Here is a 23058-nt window from a genome sequence, read left to right as displayed (position 1 = left end):
GCGTTACACCGCCAAGTCGCGGTGATTATTGCTGTGCTAAGAAGTCAAACCACTGTTGTTGATATGTGGCGAGTTTTATGTGTTTTTTCGACATTAAATGGCGTTGCTTGTTTTCTTCAGATGTAAACGGGCCGACACGACATAGCGGGCAATAACCGGCTTTATTAAAAGCAAAAGGGGTAAATTGATTTATCACCGATTCTGGCTGTGATACATCGGAGTAGCAATAAATAAAGCCTTTAGTGTCTTTAACCTGTTTATCACGGTCAACATTGCGAATTTGATAGTCAGGAAAAAGTGAATAGTTAAACGCTTGTTTACCCAAGTAAGCGATTGATGTGTCGTTGACAAGATCGGTCTCAATCTGCCAATGACTATAAGGTTTAACTTCTTTTGAAGTGATGTAACTTAGACGCGCACCGTTTTTATCTAAAAAGTAGTCAAAACATGCGAGCAAATATTTACGTAGCAAGTTACGATTTACAATATTTTGATTTGGGGCCTGATCAAACGCATCTTTTGACTTAACTGCAGGTACAAGCGGAAATTGAAAAATTACTAAATCAAACGCACCGAAAAGGGTATTTGGCCAGGTTTTAGCGTTTGTTATATCAAGTTCATAATGAACATTGGCTTTTAACCTGTTTAATCCGTTAATGCCATTTTTACTGTATTTATCCATGATGGTTGCTTTCGCATCCAATACTGACGCTGATAAATGTGTTATTTGGTGATGAGCAAGTAACGAATACGAAAAGGTGAGGTCGCCATCGCCAATGGTAAGAATACGCCAGTTGGGTTTTAAGAACATAAAATCAAAGTGCTAAAACAAAAACGCTATTCTAACATGTGCATTTACCTGAGAAAACGCAAGCGTTTTAAATGTGGCTGAATTACAATAGCGCTATAGATTATTTAGTTGTTTAGATATGAGTGAATTAAAGCGCTTAAACAAATATATCAGTGAAACCGGTATTTGTTCACGTCGAGAAGCCGATACGTTAATCGCAGAGGGTAAAGTTACGGTTAACGGAACAGTTGCCGAAATGGGCTTAAAAGTATCTGATGCTGATACCATTACGGTTAACGGTAAGTCATTAAAGGCAAAACCAAAACGCGTTTATATTGCTTACAACAAGCCTGTGGGTGTTACCAGTACAACCGAAAAGAAAATTAAAAGTAATATTGTTTCTGCAATCAATTACAAAGATCGAATTTTCCCAATAGGACGCCTAGATAGACCCTCAGAAGGGCTTATCTTTTTGACCAACGAAGGTGATATCGTCAACAAAATATTGCGAGCGGGTAATAATCACGAAAAAGAATACATAGTCACCGTTGATAAAGAAATTGACCAGCATTTTGTTGAAAAGATGGCGTCAGGTATTCCTATTCTCGATACCATTACAAAACCGTGTAAAGTTAAACAACTTGGCAAGAAACGCTTTAATATTATTCTAACACAAGGGCTTAATCGTCAGATCCGTCGTATGTGTGAATACTTAGGATTTGAAGTAACTAAGCTAAAACGTGTTCGTATTATGAATGTATCGTTAAATGATTTAGCGGTGGGGCAATGGCGCTTTTTAAGCGAGAGCGAAATGGCGCAAATTAATGCATCAATCGCTGATTCAAGTAAAACGCAAGAACGTTCAACGGACCATAATAAAAAAGCGAAAAAAACGTTTAAACCTTTGTCACATGACGGTTCAAAAGTGAGTGAAAAACCGCGTGATAAACATAAACGTCAGGAGCAATCTAGAAAACCTGCGAAGCGCCTTTCAGGTACATTAAGTTTAAAACGCAAATAAATTTATGTTTTAAATAATGGGCGCATGCCGCCCATTATTGCGTTGAAATACCGTGTACAACGCATTTCTGTGTAACATTTAGCTATCTTGCCTGCGATTTATTACACATTGATCAAACAGCTATCTTCATAACATATTAACATAAATTAAGCATAAGTGACTACATTAGACTACGCTTTTAACACTAAGTTAAAAACTGAGAATAACTGTGCGCACACTGATTTTATTAGCTTTGTTTGTTGTTTTTTTAGGGCAATTAACGCCACGCTTTGAGATCATAAAATCGATTTATCAAGTTGATTTGTTGGCCAGTCTACAAACCCAGTTTGCCCTGCTATCAATCGTGTTAAGTCTACTGTTGGGTTTTTGGAATCGCACCGTAATGGTAATTTTTCTGCTTGTTAGTGGATTATTGATTGCTGCAAATTTTAATGCCTATCTAAACAGCACATTGTTTATTGGCAAAACAGAAGAGTTAGTTAACCAGCGAGAGAGCGATGCGATAAAAGTGTTGCAATACACGTTTGATGACTCGCTAGACTTGGCGCTTTCACCGATTTATCGAGAAATAACACAACACAATGCCGGGTTAATAATTCTTTTCAATGTCAATGAATTGCATATCAATCAATTAAAAGCATTAAGTGAAGGGCGCTTTAATTACGGGATTCGCAAAAAAGAAAGTCTGCCGAGTAATATTGCTATTATCAGTAAGTATCCAATCAGTAAAAAGCAAAAAACATCCTTTTTAGATGAAAGAGGTGATTTGGTGTCACTTGGCATAGTATTTAACAAGCAAACTCTCGATGTATTTGCAATGCACCCACCAAGACCGACGACAGAGGTTAATTGGCGACGTCGAAATTTAATGTTGAATACATTAAAGGCGCGATTAAACAATGGTGATAATACGTCGCCTTACTCTTTGGTTGTTACCGAGCTGTATACAACGGTGTGGTCTAAGTACTTTCCAAATTTAACGAACTTACGTTCATGTGCTTATACAATGGGACTTTATGGCACTTGGTATGCAAAGCCTTGGTTAAAGTCTTTGGGTGGGCTAGGTGCGATCAATACAAGTCATTGCTTTTTTAGTTATCGATTAAAAACAAATAACTTAGAGACCCACCAAGTGGCACATTCAGATAATAATATTGTTACATACTCGGTAACAATACCAACAACTTAGTGACTAAAAATTTTTTGATAAACAAACACCAGACTAATTAAGATTGTGCTTACGAGCGGCAGCAAACTAAACATAAGCCATACATCATAACTGACTAAACTGCTGGCGCTGAATATGTTGCGCACGTTACCTGAAAAAATTAACGATACCGGAAACCAACTTAATGCAGCGTATAGTCCAATATTGGCAATGCTCTGTTGAAAAAATGTTGGACGTGCGATTAATTTTGCAGAGCAGGCAACGGCAACTAGGCATAACATAATAACAAAGGAACGATAGGGAACATGCCAAAATATCTCATTAGAATGTTGAAGAAAATCAACATCTAAAAGAATAAAACACCCGCTGACAAGCGCTGTCATAAATGAAGCTAGCAGACAATTTTTATGTGACATGTGAGAGAAATAAAATACTAATGAACAGGCATAGTATAATTTAGTAGGCGTTGTTTCCAGTGTTTCGTAAAGTCTTCACAGATTAAAATTGAATTTAACGTTAAATATAAGCTGTTATTTTGGCTTTTAGGCAACATGATATGGCGAGTAAATGTATCGTGATGTTTTTCTGCAATGTAGAAGTCGTTGTGGTTTTGTTTACTTAAATAAAGAAAGGTGTAATAGCTCAATATCGCAGTATCAATACGTTCTTTTTTCAACATATCAAATAATTGCGTTTCGCTTTGTGTATTTACACGGGTTAATTTTTGCTGATTTGCTAACGAATCTACACCTACGTATTTAAAGCCATGAATGCCACCAACCCGTTTGCTTTCAAGATCTGATAATTCGTTCACAATCACAGGATGCTTACTTAAGCTCACAAATATATCTTGATCGGACATTATTTTCGGCGTCCAATGATAGCGTGATTGAGTAGGATCTCTAAACCACTTGGGATTTACACCAATAACTACACCGTTTAGTTTGTTTTGCTTTAAGCGGTGGTCAATGCGTTTTCGTGGCATGTACACCAATTTAAACTGATAGCCAGAATTCATTTGATTGAGTAAATCGACGAACTCAAAATATAATCCTGATTTTTGTTCCAAGTCGATAACGTAAGGCGGCATATTATGATAGGTATATACCTCAACTTGGCTTTGTCTTGCGGTTAGTTGCAACGGTAAAAAAAATAAAAGCAGTAAAATATATTTCATCAAACGGTATTTAGGCTCTCGATAAACCCGCTTTTTTAAATAATAGCGGCAGTTACAACACAGTTTATTAAGTATAGTGAGCGAATAATAAAAAACGAGCCATTGGCTCGTTTTTTATTATCTACCAATTAGCGTGCGTTGGTACTTTCAAAAATTTTGTCTGCCGATGCTGCAACAAAACCGGTGTAAATATCACCATCTGGTTTTGCGTAACGCAGTGCAAATTCGTAAAAACAGCTAGGGATCGCTTTAACACCGTCGCTAAATGTTACGTCTGCTTTATCAGCAAGTGTTGAAGACTGCTCTAGCAGTACTTCTGGTGAACCTTTAATTTCGCCACCTGAACTGTTTAGTTCAAAACCTGCATCTTTAAGTGCTGTGTTTACTGCTTGAATTGTTTCAAAGTTAGCGAGGTGATTAATGCTAACAGTAAAGTGATTTGCACGATAACCCCAAGCTGCAGTCCACGCCGCGTATTCAGATTCTTCTAATAGTTTTGCGTAGGTTGCTGAGTCAATTTGCCAATGCGCACCTGAATATAAGAAATTATCAGCAGTAATTGCGTCTTCGTCAATTTGTTCAACTAATGCGTGAATTGTTTTTTGTAGCTCAGGCGAAAACTTTTCAACAAGTAATTCAGAAATAAACACTTTTGGTTTGGTTGGATCGCTGTGCTCAAAATGCTTTGCATACAGTTTTTTGGCTTCAAAGTGATACTCGCCACACTCTGTGTAGCCGACAGCTAAAAAGTGTTGTGCAAGTTTTTCAAGCCCCACTTTTTCAATATTAAATGTACGTAATGCAATGTGGTCATTAATCACATCTGTTTGCTGCGTATCACCTAATAATTTGTGAACTTTAACTGCCGATGGCGTTACGTCCAAATAGCTTTGCCATAAGTTTTCAAATAATGTATCTACATTGTTGTGCATAATATTACCTTTGTATTAGTGAACAGGGCGACCTGAACACTTTAATTGTGTATTAAAGTAGGTTTAAGCACGACCTAACTTAATTTTAAAATTCGTATTGAATCGCCACACTCAACGTTAAGCGCTGATGCTAATTCACTGTCGATGATTGCCGTATCATCATTATCATCAATTGAAATATCACAGCTAAATACAGCTTTAAATGCATTGACTTCAAGGTTTGCAATCGCATAGGTATCAACACTTTGGCCTTTACCAATTTTCACTGTAAGCAAACGGCTTTCGCGTACACTTTTTATGTTATCCATTTGCGCTTCAACGGTTGGTCCAGCATCAAATAAATCAACATAACCGCGAAATTCAAAGCCTTCTTTTTCTAACAATCTTAACGCGGGTTTTGTTTTATCATGAACATTACCGATGACGGCTTGTGCGTCTTTGCTGAGCAAATTGGCGTAAATAGGGTATTTAGGCATTAACTCGGAAATAAATACCTTATTACCTGTACCAATTAAATGGTCAGCAGTTGGAAAGTCAATTGAAAAGAAGTGTTCTTGTAACCATTGCCAAAATGGTGAATGGCCATTTTTATCAGAGACACCTCGCATTTCTGCGATTACACGGTTTGAAAAACGTGCTTGATGCTGGGCCATAAATAAAAAGCGAATGCGTGATAGAAAACGACCTGCCAAACCACTGCGGTGTGACTCTTTTAAGAACAAAGTACAGATTTCAGTGGCACCTGTGTAATCGTTACACATGGTTAGAATGTCAACTGTGTTGTATACACCAAGTGTACTGGAGTGATGAACTGTCTTGCCCATATGATAATGATAAAGTGGTACATCGAGTCCAACAGCAGCTTCAATTGCAGTTGTGCCTACGATTTCACCTGTTTTGGTGTCTTCTAATACGAATAAGTAGCCTTCATCGCGCGGCGCGCTTACGTCTTTTTCAAAACTCTCTACAGCACGATTAATTTTACTTTCTAGTAAATCATCGCAAACAGGAAGTGATGTAAAGCCGTGGCCAGACGCTTTTGCTACTTCTTTCAAAGCAGCAAAGTCGTCTTTTGTAATTGGTCTAAGTACTAACATAGCCAGCTTGGTTATTAACCGTTAACAACCGCCGCTACGGCTTTTTCAAAACGCGCAAGACCTTCAGCAATATCTTCATTTGGAATAACTAATGAAGGTGTGAAACGTACTACATCAGCACCTGCTACAAGCGCCATAAGGCCGTTATCTGCAGACGCTACTAGGAAATCGCGAGCACGACCTTTGTAACTATCGTTTAGAACTGCACCGATTAATAAACCTTTACCACGTACTTCACTAAATACATTATATTTAGCGTTAATTGCATCTAAACCTTCACGGAAAAGCGCTTCTTTTTGGCTAACACCGTCAAGTACATCCGCTTGGTTAACCGTATCAAACGCAGCTTCTGCAACTGCACACGCTAGTGGGTTACCGCCATATGTTGAGCCATGAGTACCAATTTTTAGGTGTTTAGCGATTTCAGTCGTGGTGATCATCGCGCCAATTGGGAAGCCGCCACCTAATGCTTTCGCTGTTGTAAGGATATCTGGCGTTACACCTAAACCTTCATACGCGTAAAGTGTACCTGTGCGGCCAACACCTGTTTGCACTTCATCAAAAATAAGTAGGGCATTGTGTTTATCACATAACTCGCGAACACCTTGGATAAATTCAGGTGTTGGCGAAATAATACCGCCTTCACCTTGTAGTGGTTCAAGCATTACAGCACATGTGTTGTCGTCGATTAGTTTTGTAAAGGCATCTAGGTCGTTGTAATCACAATGAACGATATCACCAGGCTTAGGACCAAAACCGTCAGAATAGGCCGCTTGGCCACCCACCGTTACGGTAAAGAACGTTCTGCCGTGGAAGCCTTTGTTAAATGCGATAATTTTTGATTTTTCTGCACCGAAGTTATCAAGGGCAAAACGACGTGCAAGTTTAAGCGCTGCTTCGTTTGATTCAGCACCTGAGTTTGCAAAGTAAACTTTGTCAGCAAACGTTGCATCTACTAACTTCTTAGCAAGACGAAGTGCTGGTTCGTTTGTCCATACGTTCGATAAATGCCAAATTTTTTCTGATTGTTCTTTTAACGCATTTACCAAAGCAGGATGACAATGGCCTAAACAGTTTACAGCGATGCCGCCTGCAAAATCGATAAACTCTTTATCGTTTTGATCCCATACACGTGAACCTTCGCCTTTAACTGGAATTACCGCTGAAGGGGCATAGTTAGGTACCATTACATCATCAAATAAAGCACGATTTACAGCCATTATTCTTTCCTCAATCTTGTTGTCTAATTACTTAAAATTTAATTATTTCAATTATTGAATCTATTAGGGCCATTTTGTAGTGTAAAAATAACCATATTAACGATATTATTTAGCAAATTGTTTATACTTTTGGTCAATATGATTAGCGATACAGATAAAAGTTTAATTAATGCGCTAAAAGAAAACGCGCGTTTGAGCGTTTCAGACTTAGCGAGAAAGCTGTCTTTGAGCCGCTCAACCATACAAAATAGGCTTGCCCGACTTGAGTCTACCGGTGTTATAACTGGTTACAGCGTAAAGCTTGGTGAAGATTATTTAAAAAATAGGGTGAGCGCGCACGTATCCATCAAGGTTAAACAAAAATTAACAACGCAAACCAATGTCGAATTAAAGCGATTTACCGCTATTTCACAGTTGTATGCAATAAGCGGTGAATACGACTTAATAGCTGTCGTAGAAGAAAGCTCGTTAGAGCAACTGAGTCATACGCTCGACGAAATCGGTAATTTAGATGGCGTAGAGCGCACTACATCTTCTGTTATTCTAGAAACCAAGTTTAAGCGCTAATTGCAAAAACTTGGTTTAGAATATGACGCCACACAATGTTTATGCCCGTCTACTGGCTGGGATCAGCTCTCCCGAAATCATTGGTGTCGGCTCAGTGGGGCTATTGGTTTTAAAGTACTCCAGTAGATTATTCATATTGTTCGCACGCTCAGCCATTAAATTGGCAGCTGCCATAGTTTCTTCAGTTACCGCTGAGTTTTGCTGTACGATAGTCGCTAATCGCTGCACAACCACATCAACCTCTTTTAAGCTATGGCTTTGATTGTTAGAGCTTTCACTGATTTTATGAATACTTTGGTTTACTTCTTCAACACGCGCCACAATTTGTAATAGCTTCTCACCAGATGCAACCGATAATTGACTACCTAGATGTACTTTATCGTTACTGTCAGAAATAATATCGCGAATTTGCTTTGCGGATTTTGCACTGCGACTTGCAAGTTCACGTACTTCATTTGCGACCACGGCAAAACCGCGGCCATTCTCGCCAGCACGCGCAGCTTCCACCGCGGCATTTAGTGCTAACAGGTTAGTTTGAAAGGCAAGTCCATCAATTACTTCAACAATTTCATTAATACTTTTACTGGATTTTTCTACTTCTTCAATGGATTGCTGGGTTTCAAGCGACAGTGACTTGCCTTGTTTCGCACTTTCAGTGGCAATGTTACTTTGTGATACCGCACGTTTTGATTGTTCGACGACGCCGTATACTTCTTCGAGTAATGTTTTGGTGCTTGCGCTTGCTTGTTCTAGGCTTGCAGCTTGTTCTTCCGTGCGTTCGCTAATTTCCGTATTACTGACCGAGATTTCTTTTGCACACTGTTTTACTTCTTCGGCAGACGCTTGAATATTGCCTATTACATCAATTAGTTGTTTTGTGGTGCGATTTATATTCTGCTGTAGCTGCGAAAAAATACCGTGGAAGTCGCCTTGCATCTGCTTGCTCAAATCACCGTTCGCTAACGCCTCTAAACTGGTAGAAACCTCGTTAATGGCTGTGGCCGTCGCAGTGACAGAGCTGTTAATATCTGTTTTCAGCTGCGCTAAATCACCTTTAAACTCAAGTTCAATAAACTGCGTAAAGTCACCTTTTTTCATCGCTTCGGCGACATCGCTAAGTGATGTGATTACTTCTTTAACGCTGTTGACTGAGCTATTGATATTGGTTTTTAACGCATCTAACTGTCCTTTCATAGTTGCGTCTATTTGTTGGCGATAATCGCCTTGGCTAATACCATTCATTACTGCGCTAATATCGTTGATGGCGTGATTTACCGACTTGATACTGATATTGACATCGTCTTTAAGGCGCGCGAATTGACCTGTCATTTCACTTTCAACCTGGGAGCTAAAATTACCTTCGCTGACGTTTGCCATAACAAATGAAATGTCGTTAATAACAGTAGAAATATTTAGAATGGTTTGGTTAATTTTTTGTTTTAACAGATCTAGTTGGCCGTTGAGTGGTAAACTAATCTGCGCGTCAAGGTTACCATCACTAAGTTCTGCCATAGTGTAATCTATGGTATTAATGGCGTTGTTAATGCTTGAAATAGTTTGGTTAATGCCTTGTTTGAGTTCGTCCAATTTACCGTTACAGTCAACCGTTACTTGTTGCTCAAAGTCGCCTTGAGCCATAGATTGCATAACGTTAACAATGTCACTTATTGCTAAATCTAACGTTGATAACGTTGAATTAATATTGTCTTTTAATGTATTTAAATCGCCTGCCATAGGTGAATTGATGGTTTTATCAAATTTACCTTGAGACATTGCGTTTACGACTGAGTTTAACTCTGACATCGCTAAGCTTATGGACTCTGCACTATCATTGGTTGCTTGTTTTAGTAATGCCAATTCGCCTTTACATTCAGTAGTTATCCGAGCGTCAAAATCACCTTTAGCAAGTTGTTGCATAACGCGATTGGTGTCCATTATTGATGCTTGTAAACTTGCAAGCAAGTTGTTGAACGCACCTGCCGTATCGCCAATTTCATCGTTATTCATTTCGGTCGTACGTTTCGAAAAATCACCGGTATGTTCAACACTTTTCATTAATTCAGATAAATGTTTAATCGGTGCGGCTAGAAATGCAGCAAATTTAGGCGCAGTGTATGCAACAGCCGCAATCACTAATAACAGTACTAAGGTAAGAATGAGTGCGAGTCTATCAACCGCAGCGAAAGCTTCACTTTCATCAATTTCGGCTAGTAAGCTCCAGGTAATATCGAACACTTCAAGTGGTTGATAAGTTGAGAGTACGGGGTTACCGTTGTAGTCATCAATAATTTTTTGTCCCGCTACGCCTTGTAATGATTGTTCTATGGCGTAGGTATTTACAGTGCCTTTCTCAGGGTTTTTAAATGAATTAATTACCGAATGATTTTCTGGGTCAAGATATGAGTCTGAGCGCATTAATTTATCAGGGCCAACAAGGTAGGTTTCACCAGTTTCGCCTAAACCATCACGATTGCTCATAATGTTATTAAGCGCATTTATCGAAAGCTGGAAAATTAAGGTAGTTTCACCATCGATTGGCATTGCGATAAAACTTGCTGGATTGTTATATGAGGGAAAATAAGGTTGATAATCAATAAACGCAACGTCATTTCCTGTTTTTATGCTCTGTGACTTCTTGAAAACACTGGCAATGTTGCTGTTTGCATACGGGCCATCAAGTAGCGATGTCGCAAAATCTAACTCTTTATAAACAGAATAAATAATATTTCCGGTGCGATTATCAACAATAAACAAGTCATAAAACTCATAATATTCCGTTAGATTGGTAAAATAGTCATGATACTGGCTGTGCACATTATCGTACGAATCACCTATACCGCTGCTACTTAGCTGTTGTTTACTACCGATTGGATTAGCATTGTCTAAAATGTAGCGAGTTTGTAGCGCAACAGCCGTCGAACTTAAGGCATCAAAATTGACATTAAGCTGCTGAATATTCGGGTTTGTTTTTTTAAATTCATCAAAAAAGACATTATTGTAATAGTTTTTGAGGGCAGGTTTTGAAATATTATTGATATTAACTTCATCGAACGCTTGTCTAAATTCGATGGCGGCTGACTTTGTCGTGGGGCTCAGTGCGGTGGTCACTAGCTTGAGCTCAACTTGTTTAAAGTAGCGTTCGAGCGCGCTTTTTTTTATACTGCTTATTGCAGATAACTGGTTATAAACTTGTGATTTAATTGCGTTTGAAGAGTTGTAATAGGCAATAATAAACACGATCAGCAGCGGAACGACTGCAACAACTAAAAACGACAGAGTTAACTTTTTTGATAAGTCAATGTTTGCAAAGTATTGGCGTAAAGTTAGCGGTAACCTAGTCATAACCTTCCTTAGTGCTAATCCATGAATTAATTAATCAGTATAAAGTCCTAACTAAGTCTAAAACATAAATTGACTATCGCAATTTTGCTGCTATCCAAAACGGTTTTTTAAGTTTTATTTTTTGTGAAAATGGCTAAATAAGTTTACACATTGTGTGTTCATAACAATACGTTATTGCTTGTTTGTTCGAATCGGACCATAAAATTTCAAGGGTGTCTTGGTAATTAAGCCATTTAAAATCTAAGTGTTCATTGGGATGCAAAACGATAGATTGTGTAACTGGTACCAACAAATGAAATACAAACTCAGTGTTTATAGTACAGTTAGGTTTATAACGACTACGCCACTGTGGCCTAATCTCGTAATGATTTGTAATGTTTAAATCATCAATTCTCATACCTTGTTTGAGGCAATTAATGCCTGTTTCCTCAAGCACTTCGCGATATGCACAGGCAAGGGCAGTTTCATCTTGTTCAATGCCACCAGTAACAGATTGCCAAAAGGATGGGTCATCTGCACGTTGCATCACCAAAAATTGATTTTGAGTATTTTGAATAACCACAAGCACAGAATAGGGGTCACGAAGCATAACGAGGCACACCGTTTTTTATACACAGTATACCTATTACAATAACGAGTTAAACTAATGTGTTAATAAACTTAGTTTTACGTTTAAAGTAATATGTTGGAAAGTGGATGTCCCACGCTAAGAGGCCTTAACGTGGGAATGTTGTAGCTAGACTTAGTTGTTTTCTGGTTTTACGTCAAATACTAAAGTGTACAGCGCAGGAATTACCAACAAAGTAAGAATGGTTGCAAATCCTAAACCGAACATAATGGTCACTGCCATCGATTTAAAAAACACATCGAACAGTAGTGGGATCATACCCAGAATCGTCGTTATGGCGGCCATAGACACCGGTCTCAAACGACTCAGTGCAGAATGATAAACGGCCGTGTATGGGTGTTTATTTTCACTCAGCTCGAGTTCAATTTGATCCATAAGCACAATGCCGTTTTTAATCAGCATACCCGATAAGCTCAACAAACCAAGTAATGCCATAAAGCTAAATGGGCTGCTCATGGTAAATAAACCAATGGTAACGCCAATTACCGCAAGCGGGACCGTCGCCCAAATAATTAACGGCTTTTTAATCGAGTTAAATAACAGCACCGTGATAATAAACATCACTAGGTAGCCAAGCGGTAATGAGCCAAAGATAGCTTTTTGTGCCTTAGATGCAGATTCAAACTCGCCGCCCCAATCTAATTGGTAACCTTGCGGCAGTTTTATCGCTTCAATTTTTGGTTTTACACGCTTTAATAAATTTGCCGCGGTTTCATCACCTAGAATATCCGGATCGGCCATAACCGTTATGGTGCGTTTACGGTCGCGGCGCAATATTAAGTTATTTTCCCATTCGGTATTAAAGCCATCAACGATTTGCTCTATTGATACGTAAACACCGAGCGTTGGGCTAAAAATTTGTAAGTCATAAAGCGAATCAACGTTAAGACGCTCTGATGCAGGTGAGCGCGCGATTATCGGCAACATGCGTGTGCCATCACGGTACAAACCAACCTGGCGTCCCGACAAGGTCGTTAACAACACATTGTCTAAATCGGCTTTACTAATGCCTAATCGACGGGCTTTTTGTTCATTAAACTGCGGACGGATAACTTTTGTTAATTCGCGCCAATCGTGTTTAATGTTATACGCCGCGCCATCGGTATTTAATATTTCAATTGCTTGGTTAGCTAAATCGCGCAGCACTTTTGGATCGTGCCCCTGAAAACGTGCTTCAATCTTTGCGTCGGTTGATGGGCCAATCTCCATGCGTTTAAGTTTAATAACCGCATTATGTAAATTTTCATCGGCATAACTGCGTACATCAGCTAACAAATCATTAAGTGATTCAAGATCCGTCGTTCTGATAATTAATTGACCAAACGCAGGGTGAATCTTTTCTGGCGCGTAGGTCAGCATAAAGCGAGGAGCACCTTGCCCAATTGTGCTGGTTACTTCAACAACCTGTGGCTTGGCAAGTAAGTACTCTTCTAACGCAGAAATATCTCTCTCCGTTGCTCTTATATCAGACCCTTGATAACGCCAGTAGTCTAAGTAGAACATCGGCGTGTTAGACGGTGGGAAAAATGACTGTTTAACATTACCGAACAGGACTAATGCACCAAGTAGTGACACGAACATAATTGCAAGTGTACTTTTTGGCCACGCTAAAACGGTTTTAAGTACTTTTCCGTAAAAAACAAATAATGCCCCTTTATAAAGTTCATCAGTATCAACTTCATTGTCAGGGTTATGTTCAATTTCACTTTGTTTAAACAGCACACTGGCTAAAAATGGGGTAATCGTAATAGCCGTTACCCAGCTCAACAGCAGTGAAATTAGCAATACATAAAATAGGCTTCCTGCAAATTCACCTGTTGCGTCAGAGCTGAGACCTATTGGCGCAAACGCTGTGATGGCGATAATTGTTGCGCCCAATAAAGGCCATTTAGTTTGATTAACAATGCTGTTAGCCGCTTTTACTTTGCTGTAACCCTTTCTAAGGCCGACCAAAATACCTTCTGTAATAACAATGGCGTTATCAACGAGCATGCCTAATGCAATGATCAAAGCACCTAAAGAAATACGTTGCAGGTCAATTTCTTGAACCAACATAAAGATAAAGGTACCAAAAACGGTAATAAGTAGTACCGCACCAATCAGTAAGCCACTGCGAAACCCCATAAATAGCAGCAGTACCGCAATGACAATTGCAACCGCTTGTGCCAGCGACATAATGAAATCATCAACTGACTTCTCAACTTCTTTTGGCTGGTTGTAAAGTGTATTAATTTCAATGCCGTACGGCCGTTGATATTCAAGTGATGCAAGGTGGTTAGATAAACGCTCACCCACATCAACCACGTTAACGCCTGATGCGAACGATACGCCTAATAGCAGCGTTTGTTTACCTGCATAATGGGTTGGATTGTTTGGGATTTCTGGGTATTCGCGCTTAACCGTGGCAACATCACCTAAGTAGATAATTTCTTTTGCGCCTGGTTTTGAGATCAGCAAATCTTCAAGTTCCGACACATCTTTAAATTCGCCAGTAGGGTGGAGACGAATTGATTCGCCTTCTACTGTTACTTTACCTGCGTTTGATACGGTATTTTGGTTTTGTAATAACTGGTATATCACGTTGGCTGAAATACCAAGTTGCGCGAGTTTATGACTCGAAATCTCGACGGTCACTTGCGGTTTTTGTTCGCCAGCAACGGTGACTTTACCAACGCCGTCTACTAGTACTAATTCACGGCGTAAGTAATCGACGTAATTTTCAAGTTCTTCATAAGAGTAATCATCGCCGTTAATTGCGTAAAGCACACCATAAACGTCGCCAAAATCATCCATTACACTTGGCGGATAAACACCCGAAGGTAATCGCGGTGATAAATCATTTATTTTACGGCGCAATTCATCCCAAATTTGCCTTAGTTCTTCTTTGCGATAGGTACTTTTCATCTCCACCGCAATTTGCGATAAACCGGGTGAAGAAATAGACGTAACATAATCAACATACGGCAGTTGTTGAATAACGTTTTCAATGGGGTAAGTAACTTCCTGTTCAACTTGCTCTGGCGATGCACCTGGGTAGCGTGTTATCACCATGGCCTTCTTTAGCGTGAATTCAGGGTCTTCCAAACGACCAAGTTGCTGATAAGAAAACACACCGCCGAGTAATAAAATTAGTGTAAACAGCCAGCTTATCGTGCGTTTTCCGATTGACGTTTCAGCAATGCTCATATTATAAGCCTCGCTCTTTAGTCCATGGACGTACAACGCTTTGTTCAGATAATTGATGTACGCCGGCACTTACGATTTTGTCGCCCGGTTGCAGGCCGCTTTCAACTTCAATACCACTTTTATGGATTTCACCTAAGGTAATTTTAACTTTTTCTATTGAACCGTCGTTAAAACGCCAAACAAACGAGTTTTCACTTGCATCACTAAATACTGCGGTCGTTGGGATAGTGAATTTTTGTTGATCTGAACGGAACACTTTATTTAAATCAATCAGTACATTGCCCGTCATGCCTGCGAGCAAATTAAAATCGCTCGGTAGCGGTAAGGTAAATACCACTCGATAACTTAACGTTAACGGATCCGCTTGAGTATCCCATTCTTTAAGTGACAGTGCATACGCTTTATTTGGAAAGCTATCGAACACAACTTGTGGCTTATAATTTGTTTGTTTATCGACACGCGCTACCAATTTTTCAGGAATTTGAATAGTTACGTCCATTAAATCACGGGTTTCGATACGCATAATATTTTGTTTCGCAACAACACTCTCAAAATTCTTAATAAATACTTTACTAATGGTGCCTGAAAACGGCGCTCGTAAAACCGTGTATTCTAAATCAGTTTGCGCTTTTTCTAACGCAGAGAGCGCAACTTGCATATTGGCCTTTGCTTGATCTAATTCAGCTTGTGATGCAATGCCTTTTTGTTTTAGTGTTTCGGTACGTTCGAGCTGATTTTTCGCGAGTTTGTAGCGCGCTTCTCTGTCAGCGAGCTGCAGTTTAAAATCTTCTGGGTCCAGCTTGGCAAGCACATCACCTTTTTTGACCGCTTGGCCTGCAAGTGTAGGAAATTCAATTAGCTCGCCATTCACTCTAAACGACAAATACGATCCTTGATTTGCCTCTACTTTTGCAGGGAAACGCCTGATGTTCGGGCTTCCCGAATCAGGTACGGTAAAAAGTTTAACAGGACGAGAAATGACAGATTCAATTTTTTCTGGCGCTGCATCTTTGCAGGCAGTTAATAGCATTACTGGTAAACACAGTAAAAAGGCGCGCATCTTATTATCCTAAGAAGAAAAAGTTAATTAACTATAGCCAGAATAACGAAACACAATATACAATAATATTTATTAAAAATTACGAACTATATAAGTTTTACTAATGAAGTTAAGTCAATTGAAGATTTTAGACGCAATTGTCAGTTCTCAAAGCTTAAAACAGGCAGCTGAAAAGTGTCATAAAACCCAGCCTGCACTGACCATGGCGATGCAAAAATTAGAACAGGACATCGGCTTTACCTTAATTGACCGCAGTGGTTATCGTTTAAAATTAACGCCAGCTGGGGAGCGCTTTTATAAACAAGCTAAGCGAGTGTTATCAGGATGCGATGAACTTGATAAAATTAGTTCAACATTAGCACTTGGCTATGAACCAAGTATTTGCATAGCGTATGAGCAATTGGCGGGGGATCAGCGTGTAAGCCAGCTCTTTGGTAACGTTATCCAGCAATTTCCCCGTACACAATTCAAAATAGTAGGTGGATCGCGATTTCAAGCAGTTGAAAAACTAGCAAAAGGAGAGGTTGATATTGGCATTGGTCCTTGGTTTGATATATTTCATGCGTCAGGGGATTTCCAAAGCGTTTTACTTAAACCGATCGACGTAATTTTAGTGGCGTCACCGCAAATTTTACCAAATGGCCGAACAACTTTAGCAAGTGATGAACTTGATGCTATTCCATGTTTAACCTTAAAACCCACGGAATTGCCTTTTGACGATGAAAAATTGTCGTTCGCAAAAGGCTCGCAAGTGGTGATGGTGGAAGAGTTGGCAACATTGCGCTCATTGCTATTGCAGGGTGTTGGCTGGGGATTAGCTGCAAAACACGTGTGTAAAACTGAACTGGAAAATGGCGATTTGGTTCAAATAAGCTTAAGTGACGACGAAGACCAATTTCAATCTGAGTTACGTGCTTTTCGCAGTAATCGTAATTTTTACGGACCGGTTGCCAGTGCAATTTGGCAAGGGCTTCAAGAACTCTACTAATTTTAGGTTTCAATATGACGCAAGAAGAAAAAGTACAAGCAATTTTACTCGTGGTGGCGTCCATTCCGAGCGGCAAGGTGTGTACCTATGGCAAAATAGCAGAAATGGCTTCACTAAATGGGCATGCCCGTTTAGTGGGCACCGTGATGAAAAAACTGCCAACTGGCAGCCGTATTCCTTGGTTTAGAGTGATTAATTCACAAGGTAAAATTAGTTTCCCCGAAAACAGCGAAAAATATCAACAGCAAAAATCGCTGCTTGAACAAGAAGGAATTGTGTTTAAAGGAACAAAAGTAAATTTAAAAGTTGCTATGTGGCAGGTATAACACGATAGTAAATTAATATTCATTTGTGTTTTCGCATTATAGACGTTACGGTTTACAATTAAGCATTATTTAAATTGAATCGCGGTAGTATGTTTAGACGATTAATTTCAAAGGTTTTTCCAACTTTAAAACAAGAAATTGAAGCGAATCATTACTTCTTTGAAGACACCAAAGATGTGCCTGAGAACCATGATATTCAATATAACCAAAATACTGCTGACGTGTCTGACCTTACCTTTGAATTAAACAATACAGTTCATTATCAAGACCGCTTTTTTGAACTGTTGTTTAATAGCGCAATCACTACATCTCAGTGCGACCCGATAAATGAATTTATTGAAAGTAAAATCTTACAGTTATTACGCCAACCGCAATATATCTTGAAAGCGTTGCCACTCGTACCAAGTTCGCTAACCCAAGTGATGAATACGCTCAATCAGCCGGAATTTGATGTTGAAATACTTGTCAATCTGATTAGCGATGACCCTGTTATTGCGGCCAAAGTCATTGAACTGGCAAACTCTGCATTTTACAACCGCGCAAACAAACCTATTTCAGATATAAAAGCAGCATTTATGTTGCTCGGGCAAAAAGGGCTGTCTGAGGGGGTGATTAACGGCTTTGTGGCACAAATGGTACCCAAAGCACAAATCTATTTTAAAAACTATGGCAAGCATTTATGGTCGCATAGCCAAACTACAGGGCGCTTAAGTCAACAGTTAGCCATTAAATATCAAATCAACCCAGAGCAAGCTTATTTAGTTGGTTTGCTCGTAAACTTGGGCAGTATGGTTATTTTTCAATTAATGATTGATGCGTTTTCAAGCGTCTGTCCTGATACGCAGCCAAACGCCCAAAATATTAAACGTTTAGTAACGGACTATGGTCAGCGTTTGACCCTGGACATCGCAAAACTTTGGAATTTTCCGCGCGAAATATTAGAAAGCTTAGCAGTACAAAGTAAAATCAGCACTGAGCATGAGTTGTTAAAATATTCCGAGCGATATCCTATTGGTGCCTGTGTTTATCAAGCTAGTCAACTTGCCATGTTATCGTTATTGTTACAACACAATAAAATCGAATTAGAGGATTTCGATTTCAAAAACGCAACAATAACACTACTGACAAAAGAAGAAGCGAGTTTACTGATAAATTATAGCGCTAATGCTGCTATTTAAGTCATTAATGCGTGTTAGCTTTTTTAGAGCGTGTTGATCTTTGTGGTCTAAATTCTGTTCAAATCCAAAGCTTTTTGATCGCGGCGTTGCTTTGTAGGCCTAGCGGGCTAAGTCAAGAAGCGACAACAAAGAACAAAACGCTTTGGGTTGAACCTGTTAGGCAGCGCTTGTTTGGCGTTTATACTGTGTTATCGCTCATTTATGTAAACTAACTACACCGCAATCGCTCTGCCTCGTCTAAATGCCAAACAAACTGCTGCAGAAATAGACAGCAAAGGTCAACACGCTCTAGTTAAAAACGCTCTTTTTCTTGTTGTCAGTATGCTTAATCGTTACACTTGCAATCCATTTTTAAAACACGTGCTTTAAATGAATAGTATCGACGATTTGTTTGGTAAATCAGGCCCGTTCGCCCTTGCGATAAAAGGGTATGCACCCAGGCAACCACAAATTGATATGGCCAAATCGGTCGCTTTAGCGATTGCAAAAGATGAGCAGGCAATTGTTGAAGCAGGAACAGGGACCGGTAAAACATTTGCTTATTTGGTCCCTGCGTTACTATCAGATAAAAAAGTGATGGTGTCGACTGGCTCCAAAGCATTGCAAGAGCAATTATTCCATCGTGATTTACCTGCGTTGAAAAAGATTCTCGGAAAAGGCAAAAAAATTGCGCTGTTAAAAGGGCGTTCCAACTATTTATGTATTGAACGTTTAAATCAGCACGTTGCCCATGTACCAGTAGACGACCCCGATGTAATGCATCAACTTGCCATGGTGGCAAAATTTTCAGGCGAAACGCGCTCGGGCGATATGGCCGATTGCAGCGGCATTGAAGAAGATGCCAAAGTTTTACCTTATGTGACATCTACAACGGATAATTGTCTTGGTAAAGAATGTCCATCATTTCAAGATTGTTTTGTCAGAAAAGCCCGTGTTAAAGCCATTGAATCAGACTTAGTGGTGGTTAATCACCATTTATTTTTGGCTGATGCAGTTGTTAAAGAATCGGGCTTTGGCGAACTTATTCCAAATGTTAATTGTTATATATTCGATGAAGCACATCAGTTACCAAACATTGCATCAGACTATTTTGCCTCGCGCGTCAGCACACGTATGGTCATTGAGCTTGTTCGCGATATTCGCTTAGTGTATCGCGCTGAGCTATTCGATATGATCCAGCTAGGTAAAACATTAGATAAACTTGAAACTGCGGTATTTGATTTACGCTTGCAATTTCCAAGTGACAGCCAACGCGGTGACTGGCAACAAATGATCAAACAAGCCAATGTGTATCGTGCGATTGAACGGGTAATAAACGATATTAGCTTTTTATATCAAGTGCTTAAATTATGCCTTGAACGCAGTGACAAAATTGAAAAATTGTTTGAACGCACAGCCAGCCTAAAAGGCCAGTTAGAAACCATGTACGACGCACAAAAACCGGGATTTAGTTTTTGGTTTGAAACAACTAAGCGCCATTTAACGTTCAGTATTACGCCTCTCAATGTATCAGAACGATTTCGGGCACTTGTTGATAATGCAACGTCGAGCTGGGTTTTTACCTCGGCAACCCTTGCGGTAAATGGCGATTTAACCCACTTCGCCAAAGATTTAGGCTTAAACACCAAGATTATGGAAGTGTACGACAGCCCGTTTGACTACGAAAACCAAGCCTTACTGTGTATACCGCGTTACTTACCTGAGCCGAGTAAATCAGAAATGGGTTTTTCCATTGTTAGTATTGCAAAACAAATGATTAAAGCGGCAAAAGGGCGTTGTTTTATCTTGTTTACCAGTTATCGCATGCTTAACTTAGTGGCAGATGGCTTATCGCACAGCGTTGAATATCCGCTTTTGGTTCAAGGGCAAGCGTCAAAACGTATCTTGTTAGAAAAATTTGTGATGCATGGTAACTCTGTGTTGCTTGGCACAGCATCATTTTGGGAAGGGGTTGATGTACGTGGTGATGCTCTGTCGTGTGTGATCATTGATAAATTACCGTTTGCAGCGCCCGATGATCCCTTATTACAGGCTAAGATGAAATCCCACAGCGGGCAGGGCAATGATCCGTTTTATTCGTTGCAATTACCTGGTGCTGTTATCGCGTTAAAACAAGGTGTTGGCCGCTTAATTCGTGACCGAAAAGATAAAGGCGTTCTGGTGATCTGTGATAATCGCTTAGTGACTAGGGAATATGGTAGAATCTTTTTAGCAAGTTTACCCAATATGGCGCGCACTCGCGATCTCGCAAAAGCGTCTGCATTTTTAGAAAAAATTAAATAGATTATGTCAAATATACTTCTTATAGATGCTGCTACAGAAGCGTTGTCTGTAGCCGTTAGCTGTGATTTAGAAAACGCTCACTTTGAGGTGTGCCCTCAACAACATAGCCAAAAAATGTTGCCGTTGGTCGATAGTATTTTAAATAGCGCAAACACGAATCTAAAAGCACTTGATGCTATCGCGTTTGGTCGCGGTCCTGGTAGCTTTACCGGTGTGCGCGTTGGTGTTTCGGTTACGCAAGGGCTGGCATATGCCGCAAATTTACCTGTGATCGGTGTATCAAATTTACAAATGATGGCACAACAGGCATTTGACACGACAGAGGTGGATTATGCAATCGCAACGATAGACGCGCGTATGGGCGAAATTTATTACGCAGAATTTAAGCGTGATGAAAATAATCTTGCAGCGTTTGTGTCAGACGAAATGGTCATAAAGCCAGAAGAATTAACCCTACCAGAATACGATGCCGTAGTTGTGGGTACCGGTTGCCAAACGTATAAAACGCACTTTGACGCAACAAATTTAACGATTTTAGATGAGATAACGTTACCAAATGCACGTTTTATGACGAAACTAGCAGAACGTGAACTGGTCGCTGGCAATACGGTGATAGCTGCAGATGCACAGCCTGTTTATGTACGCGACACGGTAACCTGGAAAAAATTACCGGGCCGAGAATAGGTTAAGTATAAAGACTGTGCCGATAATTATCGGCACAGTCTTTGTTTGGGTTTATCTTTGCTTAATGTAGTTAATTAACTTATTTGCAATTTCGGTATTGTCTAAGTGGCCTTTAAAGGCGTCGGCACCTTTACCATACGCTAAAATTGGTACATCAATTGCGGTGTGACCGCCAGTTGTCCAACCTGTATTTGACGCATCACTAATTAGTTGTCGTACATGTTTTACCAATGCTTCTTTTTCTTTATGCTCATCATCTTTTTCGCTCTTGGCGCTGGCGGTAAGCATAGCCAGCTGCTCTGCTTGCGATTTATCTAATTTAATGCCAGTTTTATCTGACCAAGTAGTTAAAAGGTGATCACTTTTCATCAGCGCTTTGGCAATTTTAGTAATGCTCGCTTTAACGCCTTTAATTACATCGGTATGCCAAGAATAGTGGCCATTGGCACCAAGAGTTAATCCACCGGTACTGTGATCTGCGGTAACCACAAGCAAAGTATCAGGGTTTTGGTCTACGTATTGTTTTGCATGCTTAATTGCTTTGGCAAAATCATCCATTTCAGCCATCGCGCAGGCAATATCGTTAGCGTGACCACACCAATCGATTTGCGAGCCTTCAAGCATTACAAAGAAACCATCAGGCTTATTACTATCAAGTAACGACAGTGTTTTCTTTGCCATATCAGCAAGTCGTGTAGGGTTTTGGTCAATTGCATACGCAAATGCGACATCAGAGAATAAGCCAAGCGCTGGCAGCGACTTAATCGATTCTAGTTTGTCAAAATCATCAACATATTGGTAACCCGCTTGTTTGAATTCAGAAACAAGATTTCGATCATCACGAATAAAATATTTAGTACCGCCACCAAGCATTAAATCGACTGCTAGCTTTCCATCTACTTTAACATCGATGTAATCGTTAGCAATTTCATCATAGTTACGGCGGCTTTCGTTATGCGCGGCAAAACTTGCAGGTGTAGCATGGTTAATTTGTGATGTCGCAACTAACGCGGTCGTAAGACCTTTAGATTTAGCAATTTGCAGCATAGTAGTTAATGGTTTTTTTGCTGTATCAACAGCAATTGCACCATTGTAGCTTTTAGTAGCGGTAGAAAGCGCCGTTGCACCCGCAGCACTGTCAGTAACCACTGTATCGTCATCAGGACTTGTGCTGGCAAGACCTACAAATAGCTCATCAAAGATAGTACGCTCTACGTATTTAGTACTTTTGTCATCTTTAAAGTAACGATAACCAGTAGTGTAGGCGGGTCCCATACCATCACCAATCATATAAATAATATTCTTTGGTGCATCTGCATACGCTAAACTGCTGCTTGCCAATAATACTGTTGAGGCAATTAACGATTTTTTCATGTGTATTGTTTTTCTGTGTTATTTTGCGCTAAACATA

At 39.7% G+C, this 23058-nt stretch carries 19 protein-coding genes; 8 read left to right on the top strand and 11 right to left on the bottom strand.

Annotated features, from left to right (window positions below; genetic code table 11):
• Positions 1–25: 25 nt before the first annotated feature.
• Positions 26–811 carry a Rossmann-like fold-containing protein gene (locus ACXAFE_RS15820; protein WP_475154529.1) on the bottom strand — a complete coding sequence of 262 codons (786 nt, stop codon included), beginning with the start codon at positions 809–811 and terminating at the stop codon, positions 26–28.
• Between the two features lie 118 nt (positions 812–929).
• Here ACXAFE_RS15820 and rluF point away from each other — a divergent pair, with 118 nt between their 5' ends.
• Together rluF and ACXAFE_RS15810 are read left to right on the top strand one after the other, a co-directional pair.
• A complete protein-coding gene (gene rluF / locus ACXAFE_RS15815; RefSeq protein WP_475154525.1) occupies positions 930–1811 on the top strand; it encodes a 23S rRNA pseudouridine(2604) synthase RluF in 882 nt (293 codons plus the stop codon).
• Positions 1812–2019: 208 nt separating this feature from the next.
• A complete protein-coding gene (locus ACXAFE_RS15810) occupies positions 2020–3000 on the top strand; it encodes a hypothetical protein (protein WP_475154524.1) in 981 nt (326 codons plus the stop codon).
• On the opposite strand, the gene ACXAFE_RS15805 is transcribed toward ACXAFE_RS15810, so the two are convergent.
• The 5 genes from ACXAFE_RS15805 to ACXAFE_RS15785 all read right to left on the bottom strand — a co-directional run bounded on the left by ACXAFE_RS15805 (position 2997) and on the right by ACXAFE_RS15785 (position 7405).
• On the bottom strand, positions 2997–3362 hold the full coding sequence (locus ACXAFE_RS15805; RefSeq protein WP_475154521.1) for a hypothetical protein: 366 nt from the start codon (positions 3360–3362) through the stop codon (positions 2997–2999). The two genes, ACXAFE_RS15810 and ACXAFE_RS15805, sit on opposite strands and share 4 nt — an antisense overlap.
• A gap of 50 nt (positions 3363–3412) precedes the next feature.
• Positions 3413–4156, bottom strand: a complete 744-nt coding sequence (locus ACXAFE_RS15800) for a hypothetical protein (protein WP_475154518.1) — start codon at positions 4154–4156, stop codon at positions 3413–3415.
• Between the two features lie 128 nt (positions 4157–4284).
• On the bottom strand, positions 4285–5088 hold the full coding sequence (locus ACXAFE_RS15795) for a 2-oxoadipate dioxygenase/decarboxylase family protein (RefSeq protein WP_475154515.1): 804 nt from the start codon (positions 5086–5088) through the stop codon (positions 4285–4287).
• Positions 5089–5162: 74 nt separating this feature from the next.
• A complete protein-coding gene (gene astA / locus ACXAFE_RS15790; protein WP_475154512.1) occupies positions 5163–6185 on the bottom strand; it encodes an arginine N-succinyltransferase in 1023 nt (340 codons plus the stop codon).
• A gap of 14 nt (positions 6186–6199) precedes the next feature.
• Positions 6200–7405: an aspartate aminotransferase family protein gene (locus ACXAFE_RS15785; RefSeq protein WP_475154509.1), complete on the bottom strand. Its 1206-nt coding sequence runs from the start codon at positions 7403–7405 to the stop codon at positions 6200–6202.
• Positions 7406–7543: 138 nt separating this feature from the next.
• Between ACXAFE_RS15785 and ACXAFE_RS15780 the strand changes: the two genes are divergently transcribed.
• A complete protein-coding gene (locus tag ACXAFE_RS15780; protein WP_010559222.1) occupies positions 7544–7972 on the top strand; it encodes an Lrp/AsnC family transcriptional regulator in 429 nt (142 codons plus the stop codon).
• A 39-nt stretch (positions 7973–8011) separates the two neighbouring features.
• Here the strand turns inward: ACXAFE_RS15780 and ACXAFE_RS15775 are convergent, their stop codons facing one another.
• The 4 genes from ACXAFE_RS15775 to ACXAFE_RS15760 form a co-directional block, all read right to left on the bottom strand.
• Positions 8012–11314 carry a methyl-accepting chemotaxis protein gene (locus ACXAFE_RS15775; protein ID WP_475154507.1) on the bottom strand — a complete coding sequence of 1101 codons (3303 nt, stop codon included), beginning with the start codon at positions 11312–11314 and terminating at the stop codon, positions 8012–8014.
• Positions 11315–11447: 133 nt separating this feature from the next.
• On the bottom strand, positions 11448–11903 hold the full coding sequence (gene nudB, locus ACXAFE_RS15770; protein ID WP_475154505.1) for a dihydroneopterin triphosphate diphosphatase: 456 nt from the start codon (positions 11901–11903) through the stop codon (positions 11448–11450).
• A gap of 153 nt (positions 11904–12056) precedes the next feature.
• Positions 12057–15128: an efflux RND transporter permease subunit gene (locus ACXAFE_RS15765; protein ID WP_475154502.1), complete on the bottom strand. Its 3072-nt coding sequence runs from the start codon at positions 15126–15128 to the stop codon at positions 12057–12059.
• Position 15129: 1 nt separating this feature from the next.
• Positions 15130–16188, bottom strand: coding sequence for an efflux RND transporter periplasmic adaptor subunit (locus ACXAFE_RS15760; protein ID WP_475154500.1), 1059 nt, complete (start codon positions 16186–16188; stop codon positions 15130–15132).
• 103 nt (positions 16189–16291) lie between these two features.
• Here ACXAFE_RS15760 and ACXAFE_RS15755 point away from each other — a divergent pair, with 103 nt between their 5' ends.
• From ACXAFE_RS15755 to tsaB, 5 genes are all read left to right on the top strand, one after another.
• Entirely contained in the window at positions 16292–17176 is an 885-nt protein-coding gene (locus ACXAFE_RS15755; protein WP_475154489.1) for a LysR family transcriptional regulator, read from the top strand.
• A 14-nt stretch (positions 17177–17190) separates the two neighbouring features.
• Complete coding sequence (locus tag ACXAFE_RS15750) at positions 17191–17502, top strand: MGMT family protein (protein ID WP_475154487.1); 312 nt, start codon at positions 17191–17193, stop codon at positions 17500–17502.
• Between the two features lie 89 nt (positions 17503–17591).
• On the top strand, positions 17592–18680 hold the full coding sequence (locus ACXAFE_RS15745) for an HDOD domain-containing protein (protein WP_475154484.1): 1089 nt from the start codon (positions 17592–17594) through the stop codon (positions 18678–18680).
• Positions 18681–19049: 369 nt separating this feature from the next.
• Positions 19050–20963, top strand: coding sequence for an ATP-dependent DNA helicase (locus ACXAFE_RS15740; protein ID WP_475154479.1), 1914 nt, complete (start codon positions 19050–19052; stop codon positions 20961–20963).
• Positions 20964–20966: 3 nt separating this feature from the next.
• Entirely contained in the window at positions 20967–21647 is a 681-nt protein-coding gene (gene tsaB, locus ACXAFE_RS15735; RefSeq protein WP_475154475.1) for a tRNA (adenosine(37)-N6)-threonylcarbamoyltransferase complex dimerization subunit type 1 TsaB, read from the top strand.
• Positions 21648–21698: 51 nt separating this feature from the next.
• Here tsaB and ACXAFE_RS15730 read toward each other — a convergent pair whose 3' ends face one another.
• A complete protein-coding gene (locus ACXAFE_RS15730; RefSeq protein WP_475154473.1) occupies positions 21699–23021 on the bottom strand; it encodes an alkaline phosphatase in 1323 nt (440 codons plus the stop codon).
• Positions 23022–23058 lie beyond the last annotated feature (37 nt).

The organism is Pseudoalteromonas sp. ABV4_021 (assembly GCF_056159365.1).
The sequence above is the reverse complement of the archived record's forward strand: the minus strand, read 5'-3'. Positions and strand labels throughout refer to the sequence as shown.

What these genes read in the sequence shown, in the direction of transcription:
- ACXAFE_RS15740 (WP_475154479.1), top strand. Translation starts at nt 19,050, where the DNA reads ATGAATAGTATCGACGATTTGTTTGGTAAATCAGGCCCGTTCGCCCTT.
- ACXAFE_RS15765 (WP_475154502.1), bottom strand. Translation starts at nt 15,128, where the DNA reads ATGAGCATTGCTGAAACGTCAATCGGAAAACGCACGATAAGCTGGCTG.
- ACXAFE_RS15745 (WP_475154484.1), top strand. Translation starts at nt 17,592, where the DNA reads ATGTTTAGACGATTAATTTCAAAGGTTTTTCCAACTTTAAAACAAGAA.
- astA (WP_475154512.1), bottom strand. Translation starts at nt 6,185, where the DNA reads ATGTTAGTACTTAGACCAATTACAAAAGACGACTTTGCTGCTTTGAAA.
- tsaB (WP_475154475.1), top strand. Translation starts at nt 20,967, where the DNA reads ATGTCAAATATACTTCTTATAGATGCTGCTACAGAAGCGTTGTCTGTA.
- rluF (WP_475154525.1), top strand. Translation starts at nt 930, where the DNA reads ATGAGTGAATTAAAGCGCTTAAACAAATATATCAGTGAAACCGGTATT.
- ACXAFE_RS15775 (WP_475154507.1), bottom strand. Translation starts at nt 11,314, where the DNA reads ATGACTAGGTTACCGCTAACTTTACGCCAATACTTTGCAAACATTGAC.
- ACXAFE_RS15730 (WP_475154473.1), bottom strand. Translation starts at nt 23,021, where the DNA reads ATGAAAAAATCGTTAATTGCCTCAACAGTATTATTGGCAAGCAGCAGT.
- ACXAFE_RS15805 (WP_475154521.1), bottom strand. Translation starts at nt 3,362, where the DNA reads ATGACAGCGCTTGTCAGCGGGTGTTTTATTCTTTTAGATGTTGATTTT.
- ACXAFE_RS15750 (WP_475154487.1), top strand. Translation starts at nt 17,191, where the DNA reads ATGACGCAAGAAGAAAAAGTACAAGCAATTTTACTCGTGGTGGCGTCC.
- ACXAFE_RS15820 (WP_475154529.1), bottom strand. Translation starts at nt 811, where the DNA reads ATGTTCTTAAAACCCAACTGGCGTATTCTTACCATTGGCGATGGCGAC.
- ACXAFE_RS15780 (WP_010559222.1), top strand. Translation starts at nt 7,544, where the DNA reads ATGATTAGCGATACAGATAAAAGTTTAATTAATGCGCTAAAAGAAAAC.
- ACXAFE_RS15760 (WP_475154500.1), bottom strand. Translation starts at nt 16,188, where the DNA reads ATGCGCGCCTTTTTACTGTGTTTACCAGTAATGCTATTAACTGCCTGC.
- nudB (WP_475154505.1), bottom strand. Translation starts at nt 11,903, where the DNA reads ATGCTTCGTGACCCCTATTCTGTGCTTGTGGTTATTCAAAATACTCAA.
- ACXAFE_RS15785 (WP_475154509.1), bottom strand. Translation starts at nt 7,405, where the DNA reads ATGGCTGTAAATCGTGCTTTATTTGATGATGTAATGGTACCTAACTAT.
- ACXAFE_RS15800 (WP_475154518.1), bottom strand. Translation starts at nt 4,156, where the DNA reads ATGAAATATATTTTACTGCTTTTATTTTTTTTACCGTTGCAACTAACC.
- ACXAFE_RS15755 (WP_475154489.1), top strand. Translation starts at nt 16,292, where the DNA reads ATGAAGTTAAGTCAATTGAAGATTTTAGACGCAATTGTCAGTTCTCAA.
- ACXAFE_RS15795 (WP_475154515.1), bottom strand. Translation starts at nt 5,088, where the DNA reads ATGCACAACAATGTAGATACATTATTTGAAAACTTATGGCAAAGCTAT.